A 13,811-nucleotide genomic window follows, 5' to 3' on the forward strand; every position below is an offset into this window, starting at 1 on the left:
GACACTAAGAGAATGAGCGGGTTCAAGGAGGCATAATATGATTTGCAATCGTGAGCGGCTTGCACATTTTTTGCGCCAGCTTAAAGCATTATCATCTTCGGGAGAATTTACAAAATCGGATTTGCTGACTCCGGAGTTCCATTTAGCGAAGGACGGAGATCTGGATATGTATTATTCGCCTCATAATGAGTATATCAACCCTCATGCTGCAGTTGTCATCTCCGGAATTACACCCGGTTTTTTTCAGATGCAGCGGGCTTACAAAGCAGCGGCACAGCTTTTAAAAAACGGCGAATCTCTTGAGGTGGTAGCATATGAGACAAAAAAAGCGGCCGGGCTTTCCGGTTCCATGAGGCAGCACATGATCGAAATGCTTAATGAATGCGGTCTGCCGGCCGCGCTCCGAGTTGAGAATTCATCCTGTTTATTTGGTTCAAAACGGGAGCTGCTTCATACGACATCCGTTATCAAACACCCTGTTTTTTATAAACAGAAAAACTATACGGGACATCAGCCGCTAATCAGCAGGTCAGCTCTTCTCAGCCGTTATGCGCTGAAATATTTTCCGGACGAAATAGAAATAATGAAAAAGGACATTCTGCTCGTCCCTCTCGGTAAAGCAGCAGAATCCGCCTGCCGCATGCTGAAGAAGAACGGGAGGATGAATCATGCGGTCATTTTGGAAGGCTTCCCGCATCCGTCCGGCGCAAACGGACATCGTTTCAAACAATTTCACGAAAACAAACAATCGTTACGTGAACAAATTCAGCGCTTTGCCGAGTTTCTTCAGAAGCTGTAAAAAACGCCCCGAGCCTTCGGGGCGTTTCTGTTAAGAAGCATATTCAGGCAATGATTTATCGTGTTTTGCCGTTTTTTCTTCAGGTATTTTGATTTGATTTGTCAGGATTGCACTTGCGAAATAGAGCGCCGCGAAAATCCATACTACGCCTTGTGCGCCGACAAGCCCGATAAACGCCCAGGCAAGCGCGGGGCCGGCAAATGCCGACAGGCCCGCGGCCAGATTTAACACAGACATGGCAGCACCTTTATCGCTGCCGGCCGCCGTCGGCACGATAGCTCCGATCGGAACGAATCCGGCCAGAAGCCCTCCCCAAATAAAGCCGACAATGCTGACGAAAAGCAAGTTCCCATGTGATACAACAGGGGCATAATATAATAAAAGGGTAAAAATGCCGCAGCCCGCTCCTCCGAACCACATGACAGTCTTTTTCCAGCCGAACGCATCGCCGACTGCACCGAAGATTAAGTTAAAGACGATATTGCCGAGAAAGATCGTGCCCCAAATCTGCAGCCATACATTTGTAGAAATGCCGTGCTGCGCCATATGCATTGGGAGAAATACCGGAAATCCGTATGTTCCGATACTGTTGATGATCCGAACAATCCCCCCAGAAAGCACACGCGGATTTTCAGCAAGGATGGTGATTCCTTTCATTAATTCCTGCACCTTTTCCTGTTTACTTGCTTTTTTCTTTTCAAAGCGGTCCCTATTTAAAATCAAAGCAAAAAACGCGCCGAGGCATACCCAAAAAATCGAACTCCACAGCGTATTCAAATAGCCGAAGGATTTGATGGCCCAGCTAGAATACCAAGCACCGAATACAAACATGCCGCAGCAATAAGCAATCCAGAACCAGCCGACCGCCGTACTGAGCTTGCTTTTCGGCGACCGGTAAATCACCCATGTCAAAAAAGAATAGGCAAACAGCGGATAGCCCAGCCCTTTAATAAAATACGTGACATACATTACCGGCAAATTAAGATTTTCAAATCCGTATGCGATAAACGCGGCTGTTCCGATAACATAAAATAACAGCCCCATAAACATCGTCCGCTTTGCGCCGAAGGCTTCGAGACAGACGCCTGAAAACCAAGACGCTATTGCGAGAGAAATACCGTAAACCGTAAACAAGGATGCTGATTGCTGTACCGTCAAGCCGTTTTCAACTAAAAACGGGCTGAGCCAGCCTTGTTCAAGGCCGTCCCCCATCATAAACAGCACGACCCCTAAAAATCCCCAGGCAAGCTGTTTCGGAATTCCTATTTTATTAAGCATTTTTTGTTCCTCCTCAGCAATCTTTCATGTTGTCATCTCATCCCCAAGTCAGGCTTTCACCGCTGGGCTGAAAATGCGCAAATAATTTTTGCGTATGTTTCCATTCTTCATATAGGAAGAGATCCGTCTGATCCGATTCCGGTTCAATTACCTTTGTGCGGTTCGAAAGTTCTTCTTTCACACCGAGAGCTTCGTTGCAAATCATCGCCGCCCCCATTACGGATGCCTGGCTGAAGCCTTCTCTCTTATAAATCTTCTTTTGCAGAAGGTTAGCAAGAAACTGTGTCAACGCATCACTTTGGAAACCGCCGCCGCACACCTTCACATCATTTTTTGAAAAGGAAGTCACTTCTGTTAACGCCTCATAGTTCCATTTGATTGAAAAAGCGATTTCCATCAGAGCGGCTTTGACAAAATGCGCTCGGCTTAAACTTTGGGATAGCGGGGCATCAAAAATAAATCCGCCTTTTGCGAGTGCGTTTTTTTCAGGCGATAAATAGGAGCCTAACGCAGAAACACACGCTTGATCATGTTTCGGCAGACTGGCGATTTCCCGTTCCATGACGCCGTAGGATTCATTCGGATAAAAAATGGATTTTAATTTTTGATAATTGAGTCCTGTTACACCCGGATTAGTTTCAAGAAGCCATTGACCTTCTTCTGTATGGCAATTCAGCCATGCATTCTCTAAACTTTCGGTTCCGGGCTCCGCTGTTATCTTTGTAATCGGCGTCGTCGTACCGGATACGATGACGATATCTCCCGGCTTTGCATCTGCACTTTTAATGGCAAGCTGTGTGTCTCCTCCGCCTGCAATCACAGGCACTCTTTCAGAAAGACCGAGAACAGCCGCTTTTTTAAACGTTAACATTCCGACAACCGTCCCAGATCGGACGAGTGAAGGAAGAATGGCAGAAGGCACCCCGAAGATGCTGCATAATTTCTCTGACCACGCCTTTTCCCTTACGTCAAACAGCAGTGTTTCAGCGGCCTGTGACGGTTCATAGCTTAAAATTCCGCTCAGCTCAAATGTCACCCAGTCACTGATGCTTGTGATGTACTTCACTTCTTTCCATAATGACGGCTGTCTTTTTTTTAACCCGACAAGTTTCATGGCGGAAAATAAAGCGCTCGGAAGGCGTCCGGCGCGCTGATGCACTTCTTCTTTTAACTCGATCTCTCCCTCCCATTCGCGCCCTCTATTATCAATGTTGGGCAGACCGAGAAACGCCTTTTTATCTTTATTAATCAGAACAATTCCCTGCCTCTGGCTTGTTGAGGTGATTCCGATTAATGTAATATGAGGGCTTTTAGCAATAGCCTTTTTTGCTATAGCGCTGATTTGCGCCCATAATCTTTCCGGCGAGAAATAACGGCCGTCCGGATAAAGCGGATCCGTCACATATTCAATGTCTTCCCTTTCCAGTGCGGTCACGTCGCCGCCGGCAGTCACAACCGCGACTCGCGCATTCCCTGTCCCGATGTCAAATACAAGGTAGCCTTTTTGTTCAGCCATTACAGCCTCCTCCTTTTTCTATCCTTCCATCTCAAGTTCTCTTTTGTTATAAAGTTCACGTATTGAGCAAAGCTGATCTTTTTTCCATTTGAAAAGCGCCTCATTTAAAATCCTCACATGATGATCCTCCACCTCAAATGTTGCGCCCGCTAAATGGGGAGTCGCGAACACATTCGGCAATGAGATCAATTCATAATCAGAAGATTCAGGCGGTTCGTGATAAAACACGTCAAGGATCGCTCCTTTAATCCGCCGTTCTTTCAGCACCCGCAGCAGCTCTTTTCGGTCTGTAACTGCTGCTCTTGATGTATTGACAAAAACAGCTTCTTGCTTCATCAATTGAAAATGCCGGGCGCCGATTATGCCGATGGTTTCTTCGGTGCGCGGCAAATGAACGGAGACAATATCACTTTCAGAAAATACCCGTTCAATCGTCGTTTTTTCATACTCCCGGTTCTCATGATTAACAAAGGGGTCATAGTACAGCACCTTGCAGTCAAAAGCCGACAATAGCCGGGCGATTCTCTGTCCGACAGCTCCGAAACCGATAAGGCCGACTGTTTTCCCCGTCAGCTCATTTCCCCTGAATTTGACGTAAGCCTGCAAATAATCACCATTCCACTTCCCGGCCTTCAGCCATTGATGAGAAGAATACGTGTGGCGCAAAAATGAAATGACATTTCCGATAAACATTTCAGCAACAGCCTGGGCATTGCGGGCCGGTGTAAAGAAGACAGGAATTTTTCTTTTAGTCGCCGCCGTGATATCCACATTAGACGGCATCCCTCTGCAGACGCCGATAAAAGCGGAATCCGGCAATATATCAATCACTCGCTCTGATACCTCATCAAGTTCGGTAATAAGCCCCGACGCGTTTGTCTCTTGAATCATCCGGATTAATTCATCTTCCCGATAGGCCCGGCCGTGCTTCTTCCACGGCAGGTGTACAGTCCGGCCGAACAGATCTGTCAGCTCCTTCAGCCCCTCGTCGTGATATGGTGCGGTAATTAAAACCGTCATGGTGCAAAACATCCTTTTCACATAAATTTTTTCACAAAAAAATCTCTTTCCCCGAAGAAGGAAAGAGATTCATATACCGTCTTTATCCGCTTGAAGCGCACAAATATGTATAGACCATTCTTTCCTATCTTTCAAGCATACGCTTGCTGGAATTGGCACAATAAATGTTGCCGAGGTTTCATAGGGCCAGTCCCTCCACCTCTCTTGATAGAAAATAAAATGATGAAATTGTCAGGCTTTTAAAAAGAATAAACTCATCATAGATAAGTCTTTCCGTGATGTCAACACTTTTTTTCTGAATTGACGATCTATTTCGAAATGTTATAATGCTTACAATATAAAAAAAGAGGAGAAATGGGCTATGAATTCTGCTGCAAAACAGCCAAACGGCGTCTTTAAGTCGGTGTGCTCACTGGACTGTCCCGATCAATGCGGCTTACTTGTGACAAAAAAAGACGGAAAAATCGTTAACATTCAGGGAGACCCGGATCACCCCGGCACATCAGGGAATATTTGCAACAAAGTCCGGCACATGGCTGAGCGCATTTATGATGAAAAACGTTTAACCGTCCCGTTAAAACGGATCGGCGAAAAAGGCAAAGCTGTGTTTGCGCCTATTTCATGGGATGAAGCAATCAATACGATCAGTGCGCGCTGGAAAGAGCTTATTGCCGAAGAAGGAGCGGAAAGCATTCTCCCGTACAGCTTTTACGGCAATATGGGAAAACTGGCGGCAGAGGGAATGGACCGCCGCTTTTTCCACCGACTCGGGGCGAGCCAGCTCGAACGGACGATCTGCAGCAAAGCCGGATCGGAGGGCTATAACTATACAATGGGAGAAGGCGCAGGTACTGATCCGGAAGAGACCATACATGCAAAGCTCTTTATTTTCTGGGGAATCAATGCCGTCAGCACGAATATGCATCAGGTCATGATTGCTCAAAAAGCCCGGAAAAAAGGAGCTAAAATTGTCGTTATCGATGTACATAAGAACCAAACAGGCCGGCTTGCCGATTGGTTTATTCCCATTCGCCCCGGCACAGATGCCGCACTCGCTCTCGGTATCATGCATGTTTTATTTGCCGAGAACCTTCACGATGAAGCATTTCTCACAGAATACACCGAAGGCAGTGAAGAATTAAAAGCGCATGTCAAACAGTATGATCCTGAAACGGTTTCTGTTATAACAGGCGTTAAAGCAGACGATATCAGACGCCTTGCGAGAATGTACGGCGAAACCTCCCCTTCCCTTATCAGGATCGGAAACGGCATTCAGCACCATGACAATGGCGGAATGATCGTCCGCACCGTTGCCTGCCTTCCGGCTGTGACAGGACAGTGGCTCCGCACTGGGGGAGGCGCAATCAAGCACAACAGCGCGATATTAAACTATAACAGACAAGCGCTCCAGCGGCCTGATCTGCTTTATGGCAGGAAGCCAAGATCATTTAATATGAACAGGCTCGGAAGCGTTCTTTTAGAAACAAAACCGCCCGTGCGCTCCCTGTTTATTTACGGTACGAATCCCGCAGTGGTTGCGCCGGAAGCGAATAAAGTCAGAAAAGGCCTGCAGCGGGAGGATTTATTTACAGTCGTTCACGATCTGTTTTTAACGGAAACCGCCAAATATGCGGATATCGTGCTCCCTGCTTCATCCGCCTTTGAAAACACGGATTTTTACACGTCTTACTGGCATCATTTTATTCAGCTGCAAAAACCGGTGATCGAACCATATGGGGACAGCAAATCGAATACGGAAGTGTTCCGTTTGCTTGCTGGGGCGATGGGCTTTACCGAGCAGGAGCTTCAGGATTCCGATGAAGAATTAATCAGACAGGCGCTGGACTTTCCCGCCAATCCGTATATCGAGGATATTGATTACGATTCGCTTTCATCCTATTCTTTCATGAGAGCCAATCGGAAAAAACCGCTTTTTCCTGGCAAGCTCAAGACACCGAGCGGAAAAATCGAGTTATATTCTGAAAAGATGAAACAGGACGGTTATCCGGCGCTGCCCACACACATCCCTCTTGAGAGCGATGATGATTTCCCGCTGTTATTTGTCCCGGGACCGAATCATAACTTTTTAAACTCGACATTTTCGAATAATGAAAAACACGTAAAACTGGAAAAAGCGCCAAAGCTTTTTATTCATACAAAAGATGCTGAGCGCCGGAACATCGAAGACGGGGAAACCGTGAGAATTTGGAACAACCGCGGCGAATGTGAATTGACAGTTTCAGTCGGCGAACAAGTGCTTCCCGGCGTTGCAGTCAGCCAAGGGCTTTGGGCAGACGCGGATGATAAAAAACAGCTGGTCAATTCACTCACTCCCGATCGGCTTGCAGATATGGGCGGAGGCGCTGTTTTCTTCTCCGGAAAGGTACAGGTGGAAAAGATCGGAAAGCAAAAATAAGCTCCCCCGGTCTTACTGAAAGTGAATCCTTTCGGCGGATTTGACCGTATAAAACATAATGACTTTTATTGGAGGTTTGCTGTATGGATATTATTACCGGCATTGGCACCGCTTTAGCCGGATATTTCATAGGAGACGGATTAAAAAACTTTAAATCACCTGATCCTCATGAACACACTGACCAAATTCTCATCAAAGAAAAAGATCTTCACTTCTACATTGGCTATTATTTAGGAGTGACTAAGGAAGAAGCAAAACAAATCGTGCCTGACACTTCCGATATTCCGCATATCACCAGAAACGGAAAGCGGTATGTACAGAAAACTGCATTACGAGAATGGCTGACTTCCATGCTGGAAAAAGAATAACAGCTGCCGTGAATAGCGGGAAGAGAGTTCTCCTCTTCCCGTTCATTAAGATTTGCCGCCCTGCCTCTCTTCAACCCCAAACATACGACAGATATCGTTCTTACTTAACGAAACATCCCCTTCTTTGGATTTCAAATAAAACCCTTTCGTATATAACCGTATGACTTCCTCATATGCAAGCTCATGACGAAGGAGCGCCATTAAACGCCCGTCTTTTTCATCCTGTTTATTGAACCATTCATACTGTTCTGACCAGTTCACTTTCTGCATGCCAAACACCTTCTCGCATTTATTATATTTATTTCACCTTTTGAAAATACTCCGACTGCCTGTGACATTTGTAAAACAGCCGTACCCCCCTCTTTTAGTCACCATGTTGACTTATTTCCCATTTCAATGTATATTATAATTGTCAACATGGTGACAATTTAGATTGGAGATAACTTATGGATATTAATTTACTAATGAAAGAACTGCATTTTATGCAACAAAGTTACGCATCACTGTTTTCGGTTGTCAATAAGGTGCAAACTCGCGGAGACGAATACTTAGAAATGTTGACTTCCCGACAGCACATGACTCTTATCGCTATTGCCCATTTACCGACGGAAGATACCACACTTATGAATATCGCTAAAAAGCTGGGCACAACAAAACAAACCGCTAACAAGCTAATTTCAAGCCTCGCGAAAAAAGGATATGTTCACACTGTGCCAAGCAAACTGGATAAACGTGCAATCAATATTGAGATTACCCCTGAAGGAAAAAAAGCGTTAGTTTCCTGTTCAGAAAAATCCACCTATTTTTTAGCGGATATGTTTCATGAGTTCACAACTGAAGAAGTTGAAACATTCTGGAGGCTATTGCAAAAACTTTATCGTTTTGATGGTGAAGAACAGGATGGTTTTGAAGAAAAAGCACATTTGAAAGTTGAAAACCAGGCTCAATTCATCTCAGATAACTATGAGGAAAAAATCATGGCTGAATTTTCAAAACGGCGATACGGGAGTGGAGACGATGAATAATATGCTTTATCGAAAAGTAAAAGAGGCAGAGAATAAGATAAAGGAAAAAAGCTATGAGCTGAAAGATAAAATTGATCAATTTATTTCTCATGCCAAATATAAAATTCATCGCAAACGCAAACTGGACCGAGCCGGCAATTATATATCAATTGCCATTGGACTCTTTATCCTAACTGCCTCGTGGCTGACCGAAACACAATGGCTGCTTTGGATAGGTGCGGCGAGTATTTTGAGCAATGCCTGTTTGCTCATTATAAATCCTGTTAAAAAATTAAAAACCTGAAAAAAGCTCTCTAAAAGAGAGCTTTCTTTTATTAATCGTCCCAGTCTTCATCTTCTTCCCAGTCATCTTTCGCTTCCTTAATCTTATTATAAAAAAATTCAATAAAGCTTTCTGCAACAGTATCTTGATAACCAATTACCCTATCCCATTCAACTACAGGACATTCTCCGTCTTTCATTTTATTCGTATCTAGACAGTAAGCAAAGTAATCAACATCTTCAATAACCACAAGTCCATCAGTAAGGCTATAGTGTTCTTTATATTCATTAGTTCTATTTACAACTGATGCATGATCAAAGTTGTAGCCTAAAACTAAAACACCGAATAAACCGCCAGCACCGTATTTTTCTAAAAACCATTTATAACTAATAGGAAGTTGGCATTGAAGTTTTTCTTCAATGCGAGTTATGTTTTCATGGCTTGCACCCTCTGTGAATATACCATTTTGTTTGTTTTCATTAATAAAGTTTTCAACCTTCGAATAAATCATTTAATTTAAACACCTCAATTCTCATTCTCAAATTGTTTCGCTCTCCACTTCCAATATCTCTTTCGAAAGCTTTCATACTGTGCTTTTAAAATCTTATCATTTCTAAAACTTTCACCATCAGTCTTAAGCTTATGAATCACATCACTATATTTTGTATGTAAACTGTTTGGGATTTCAAGCATTGGGCCAGGTTCTTCTTGAATCAAGTGATGTAAATTAATCTGTGTGCCATCTTTTGCATAAGGAGCATTGCCGTTTTTCATAAGCTGAAGATTTGTTGCGCCAAATTCTGTTTTTTGGTTAATATCAATATCTTTCATAGTATACACTCTGCGGCTTATGTCTTTAACTTTTCCTTTTGCTTTTACCTTGCCCTTAACCTCAAAAGCACCATACTTTTCTTTATTTAACCAAGGAAGGTTTATTTCTTGACCGGTAAACGGCTTTCTCGTTCCATCCGGGATTTTCTTTGCATTGGTCAAAAGTTCATTTTTAAGGTTTTGGCTGTCAACCACATTGTATGGTACGTTATCGGCCAGAGCAAGATCATACTTAGAGTTATACGGAAGCAAATCTGGAAGTTTAACATCCTTAATTTTCTGACCTGCCTGTCCTGCCTTGTTTATGATCTTCCCCGCCGCATCAGCTTTGTTAACGGCTCCTGCGCCTTTGGTTCCGACGACAGCCACAGCCACTGAACCGACCGCATATGTCACCCATCTAGATCTGGAGTAAGCATCTCCGTTCACCATATCCTTTTGATACGATTCTTCTATTGCTGTTGCAATAGCATCGTATGTTTCAACTGGATGAAGCACTGCATTCCCCAGTGCTGACAGGGTTTCTCCCGGATCGGTTATGAAATCCCATAAACCGGTTAGCGTGTCTTTCCCGACATCATAAAGACCGACGCCGGCTCCTTTTAAAATATCCCAAGTCACTTCTCCGGCTTCTTCCATCTGTTTTGCTTGTTCAAGCTGAATGACATATTGCTGCTGAGAAGGTTCAAGATTCTCGTAACCGATCTTCTTCGCAATTTCTAAATATTCATCCGGATCGGTCACACCGTCAGCGAGCTTTTTCTTCAAATCCTTGATTTCCCGCTCTTTCGCCTCTTCCTTTTTAATCGTCAAATAAGCATCCGAATGTTTTGCAATCTCGCCTTTTTTCTTATGTATGCCACTTTCTCTGTACGCCTTGGCGTTATAGTGAAGTGGTGTTGCGTTTTTCCCTTTACCCGTGGCATTTTGGAGCTGTTGAAAGTCGGCTTGGATGAAATGCTCGTTCGCTTCGGTTTCTGCGTATTCCCTCGTTAGATCATGATCGAGCTTTCCGAGCTTGTGTATGGTATTGTCCCGTTTCTTGTCTGCTGAATCCAGCTTTTGATCGACATCCTCTGTAGAGAAAACATCAAGATGAACAATATCACTTATCTCATTAAGAATATCCCTCATTTCATTCCGTTGCTCTTGCATGATGGCTTGTGATTTATTCTTCGCATAAATCAGCTCGTGTTCTAAAAATGACTCTTCCACAAACGAATCGGATAGTCCCGCATCAGTTACTTTTCCAGAAATGCTGTTAAGAAAAGCAATCTTCATATCGATCAGATCAAGCCAGCTGTCTGTGACACCAGCGTGATCTTGGAAAAAGGCTTTAATGTTGTCAGCGCCTTTACCTGAAAACTCAATTTCATCTAGATCAGCCATTCCCTGAAACTCTTTTCTGAGATTGATAAATTGTTCTCTAATCTGATCGTATTCTTTCGCCCGCTTTTCCGCCGCTGAAATGAACGAGGCTGCTTCAAATACCTTCATTTACGTCTTCTTTCCGCTTCTTTCCGTCTAAATTTTACCATAGGATATAAGATAAGCTGAACCTCTTTCATTTGCCGCACTGTTTTATGCAAGATCATAGAATTTGAACAAAACCTTACACCAAGTAGTCATGGTGATCGGCAAAACAAAGCCAGATATAACATATATTAAAATATCTCTTGCATTTCTACAGCCGACATGCTATATTCATATAGCGATGAGCTGAATTGTGTAAGCCGATGCACATGCCCTTGCGGCGCACACGAATGTGGCGTGTGGTGTATCGCCTCAATACGCAAAAGACGTTTGCTTCTGCAAACGTCTTTTTTTATTATCCGATTTTCGTTCCGTTCGGTACGGTCTGCTCGGGCGTAAGCAGGACGACGTCTCCTTTTTCCGGGATGCCGCCGAGAACGAGCACCTCTGACTTGAATCCGGCGATCCGCCGCGGCGGAAAGTTGACAATAGCGGTAACCTGCCTGCCTGTCAAATCACCTGGTTCATACCGTTTTGTAATTTGGGCGCTTGATTGCTTTATGCCGATTTCTCCGCCGAAATCTATTGTCATCTTAATAGCCGGGACCTTTGCTTCCGGAAATACTTCTGCTTTTACGACCGTTCCTATTCTGAGATCAAGCTTCATAAAATCTTCGATGACTGCCATATCAAAAACTCCTTTTTTACAATCATGATACCAAAAAAAGACACAGTTTATTTAACCGATCTTTGGGCTTATTTATCTGTTTGAAAGGTGTTTCGATAGGCGCGCGGTGTTATTCCCTTATGTCTGACAAACCACCTGGTGAAAGAAGACAAATTTTGAAAGCCGACCTCATGACTGATGTCTGTCAGCCGGCATTTTGTTTCAATAAGCAATTGTTCCGCTTTCTTCAGACGGAGCTCGGAAATATAAGCTTGCGGGCTTTTCCCCGTCTGCCTTTTAAACCAGTCAGAATAATAAGCCGGGTGGTAATGTTCGATTGCGGCAAGCTCTTTAATAGTAAAAGTCTTTGAGAGATTTCGGCGGATATACGTGATTGAATCATTTGTACGGCTTTCTTGTATCTTTCCAGCAATATATTCTGCGAGCAGACTCAATGAATGAGACGACTGCTGCTTTGCCTCTTCTGTCAGCAGAAACCGAATCGAAGTCCAAAAGGAATCAAGCTTATTGATCACACCGGGGTCAAATGAGCCGCTTAAAAAATATGCCGGCATATCAAGAACGAGACATTCATTTCGCTCCAAAGAACGGAACCGGTGTTCATGTCCTGGCGGAATATACAGCATTTGATCCGGTTTTAATCTCACCTCACGTCTTTCTGTTTCCAAGTCCAGCTGTCCTTCGAGAGGAAAGAGTATTTGACAGTATGTGTGAACATGGGAATCAAAAATATGTGAATAAGTGCGCCGCTCACAAACGATGTTCTGTAATGAATCCATTTGCCCCTCCTTTTGGATGATCTGTTTCGTTTTTAGTTTACATAATAATATTATTGTTTATTTAATTGTAAACCTCTTAAAAAAGCAACAACAGCAAACTTCCGGCTTTCCTTAATTGATTCAGTCAATTCAAATGCACTCTGTTTCCTCAGCGCAGCAAAGCCGTGAAGCAGGCTTCTCAGTCCTCTTGCGGCATGGATTGCGTTTTCGGGACATGCATAACCGTTTGCTGTCAGCAGCCTGACAACAAGATTCACAAGCTGGCTGGACAGATTCTCCATTCGGCCGTCTTTTATTTTTTGAAATGTTGCTTCATATAATCCGGGATTGGCTTCAGCGAAATTGATATAGGCATCAGCAAGTGAAAGCATGGCCCTTTCACCTGTCAGTCCTTCTGAGGATGCCGCCATGTTTTCATATAACATGGTTAAACCGGAGACGGCCAGCTCTGTCTTAATTCCTTGAAGACCATTGACAAAATTATAAAGGGAAGGCGGTTTTACGTTTAAGGACTTTGCAACGGCCGCAAGCGTCACTTCATTCAGCCCTTTTTCGTCAGCGATGCCTGCTGCGGCTCTCAATATCATGTCCAGGCTCATTCCGACTCTCGGTGACATTATAATCGGCCTCCCCGCAGACTTCGTTCGGCTTCATCAGCAGCCTCAGCCATCATTTCAGCAGGATGATAGAGAACATTTCCATGACCGGCGGCCAGACAGCTTGGTTGATGAGCGATAAGCGTTCTTGCTGTTTTTACAGCTTCTTCTTTATTCCAGGTGGCAAAGGCGGGAAACGGAAATCTCCATTTCAGCTTTCCTGAAACCGCAAGGCCTCCCCGTACTTGAAAGGCATCTCCGACGATCAGCATATCATCTCTCAAATCTTTAAAAGCAAGACTCCCCGGCGTATGACCGGGAGCGGGAATGACAAGCAAAGATCCGATCCGCTCGCCGCCTTTCAGCAGGCGATCAGGTTCGGTCTGAATATTTTTGGGCACTCCTCCCTTTATCGGCGTTTGTGCTTCATGCTCAAATAATGAAGTGTCACCTTTCAGCAAGAAAGAATCACGTTCAGAAATACAGACATCAGCATCCGGAAATTCCGCAGATAATGAGTCAAGCGAACCGATGTGATCTACATGCGCGTGGGTGAGCAATATGGTATTCAGCGGTTTCCCAAGCTGCTGCAAAGCTTGTTTGATTCCTTTATGGCTGTTGGGAAGGCCGGCGTCAATCAGGGTTACCCCTTCTTCCTCCTCAACCAAATAACAATTCACCGGGAAAAGCGCAGGAAAAAAGGTCAGCTGCCAAACGTTTCCGTATTGTAAGATTCTCATCAATATCCCCCTGAAACTAA

At 44.2% G+C, this 13,811-nt stretch carries 15 protein-coding genes and 1 riboswitch; of the genes, 5 read left to right on the plus strand and 10 right to left on the minus strand.

The features are described 5' to 3' along the window. Positions 1–37 precede the first annotated feature (37 nt). Positions 38–799, plus strand: coding sequence for a hypothetical protein (locus tag ICW23_RS04995; RefSeq protein ID WP_188154128.1), 762 nt, complete (start codon positions 38–40; stop codon positions 797–799). A 30-nt stretch (positions 800–829) separates the two neighbouring features. Here ICW23_RS04995 and ICW23_RS05000 read toward each other — a convergent pair whose 3' ends face one another. From ICW23_RS05000 to ICW23_RS05010, 3 genes are read right to left on the minus strand one after another with little or no spacing between them, the layout of a single operon-like run. Beyond that, complete coding sequence (locus ICW23_RS05000) at positions 830–2,077, minus strand: RbtT/DalT/CsbX family MFS transporter (RefSeq protein ID WP_016936572.1); 1,248 nt, start codon at positions 2,075–2,077, stop codon at positions 830–832. Between the two features lie 37 nt (positions 2,078–2,114). After that, positions 2,115–3,593: an FGGY-family carbohydrate kinase gene (locus ICW23_RS05005; RefSeq protein WP_188154129.1), complete on the minus strand. Its 1,479-nt coding sequence runs from the start codon at positions 3,591–3,593 to the stop codon at positions 2,115–2,117. Positions 3,594–3,611: 18 nt separating this feature from the next. Beyond that, the gene (locus tag ICW23_RS05010) at positions 3,612–4,613 is read right to left on the minus strand and encodes a 2-hydroxyacid dehydrogenase (protein ID WP_188154130.1); all 1,002 of its coding nucleotides are present in this window, start codon (positions 4,611–4,613) and stop codon (positions 3,612–3,614) included. A 121-nt stretch (positions 4,614–4,734) separates the two neighbouring features. Beyond that, positions 4,735–4,827: riboswitch (SAM riboswitch) on the minus strand. A 147-nt stretch (positions 4,828–4,974) separates the two neighbouring features. Here ICW23_RS05010 and ICW23_RS05015 point away from each other — a divergent pair. Continuing rightward, positions 4,975–7,029, plus strand: coding sequence for a molybdopterin oxidoreductase family protein (locus ICW23_RS05015; protein ID WP_188154131.1), 2,055 nt, complete (start codon positions 4,975–4,977; stop codon positions 7,027–7,029). Positions 7,030–7,112: 83 nt separating this feature from the next. Continuing rightward, on the plus strand, positions 7,113–7,397 hold the full coding sequence (locus tag ICW23_RS05020) for a hypothetical protein (RefSeq protein WP_095241653.1): 285 nt from the start codon (positions 7,113–7,115) through the stop codon (positions 7,395–7,397). Between the two features lie 45 nt (positions 7,398–7,442). On the opposite strand, the gene ICW23_RS05025 is transcribed toward ICW23_RS05020, so the two are convergent. Continuing rightward, a complete protein-coding gene (locus ICW23_RS05025) occupies positions 7,443–7,667 on the minus strand; it encodes a hypothetical protein (RefSeq protein ID WP_045926188.1) in 225 nt (74 codons plus the stop codon). A gap of 176 nt (positions 7,668–7,843) precedes the next feature. On the opposite strand from ICW23_RS05025, the gene ICW23_RS05030 reads away from it, so the two are divergent. Continuing rightward, positions 7,844–8,422, plus strand: coding sequence for a MarR family winged helix-turn-helix transcriptional regulator (locus ICW23_RS05030; protein WP_188154132.1), 579 nt, complete (start codon positions 7,844–7,846; stop codon positions 8,420–8,422). Continuing rightward, a complete protein-coding gene (locus ICW23_RS05035) occupies positions 8,415–8,705 on the plus strand; it encodes a hypothetical protein (protein ID WP_016936579.1) in 291 nt (96 codons plus the stop codon). The genes ICW23_RS05030 and ICW23_RS05035 overlap by 8 nt, the downstream gene beginning before the upstream one ends. A 31-nt stretch (positions 8,706–8,736) precedes the next feature. Here ICW23_RS05035 and yobK read toward each other — a convergent pair whose 3' ends face one another. From yobK to ICW23_RS05065, 6 genes are all read right to left on the minus strand, one after another. Beyond that, the gene (gene yobK / locus ICW23_RS05040; protein ID WP_188154133.1) at positions 8,737–9,195 is read right to left on the minus strand and encodes a type VII secretion system immunity protein YobK; all 459 of its coding nucleotides are present in this window, start codon (positions 9,193–9,195) and stop codon (positions 8,737–8,739) included. Between the two features lie 14 nt (positions 9,196–9,209). After that, positions 9,210–11,012 (minus strand): T7SS effector LXG polymorphic toxin, encoded by a 1,803-nt coding sequence (locus tag ICW23_RS05045; protein ID WP_188154134.1) that lies wholly within the window; start codon positions 11,010–11,012, stop codon positions 9,210–9,212. A gap of 331 nt (positions 11,013–11,343) precedes the next feature. After that, a complete protein-coding gene (gene csaA / locus ICW23_RS05050; RefSeq protein ID WP_060962577.1) occupies positions 11,344–11,676 on the minus strand; it encodes a chaperone CsaA in 333 nt (110 codons plus the stop codon). A 68-nt stretch (positions 11,677–11,744) separates the two neighbouring features. Continuing rightward, positions 11,745–12,455: an AraC family transcriptional regulator gene (locus ICW23_RS05055; RefSeq protein WP_188154135.1), complete on the minus strand. Its 711-nt coding sequence runs from the start codon at positions 12,453–12,455 to the stop codon at positions 11,745–11,747. A gap of 50 nt (positions 12,456–12,505) precedes the next feature. Beyond that, positions 12,506–13,072, minus strand: coding sequence for a TetR/AcrR family transcriptional regulator (locus tag ICW23_RS05060; RefSeq protein WP_188154136.1), 567 nt, complete (start codon positions 13,070–13,072; stop codon positions 12,506–12,508). Beyond that, on the minus strand, positions 13,072–13,791 hold the full coding sequence (locus tag ICW23_RS05065; protein WP_188154137.1) for an MBL fold metallo-hydrolase: 720 nt from the start codon (positions 13,789–13,791) through the stop codon (positions 13,072–13,074). Before ICW23_RS05065 ends, ICW23_RS05060 begins: the two co-directional genes overlap by 1 nt. Positions 13,792–13,811: the final 20 nt, after the last annotated feature.

Source organism: Bacillus sp. 1021 (genome assembly GCF_014534735.1).
Classification (GTDB): Bacteria; Bacillota; Bacilli; order Bacillales; family Bacillaceae; genus Bacillus; species Bacillus siamensis.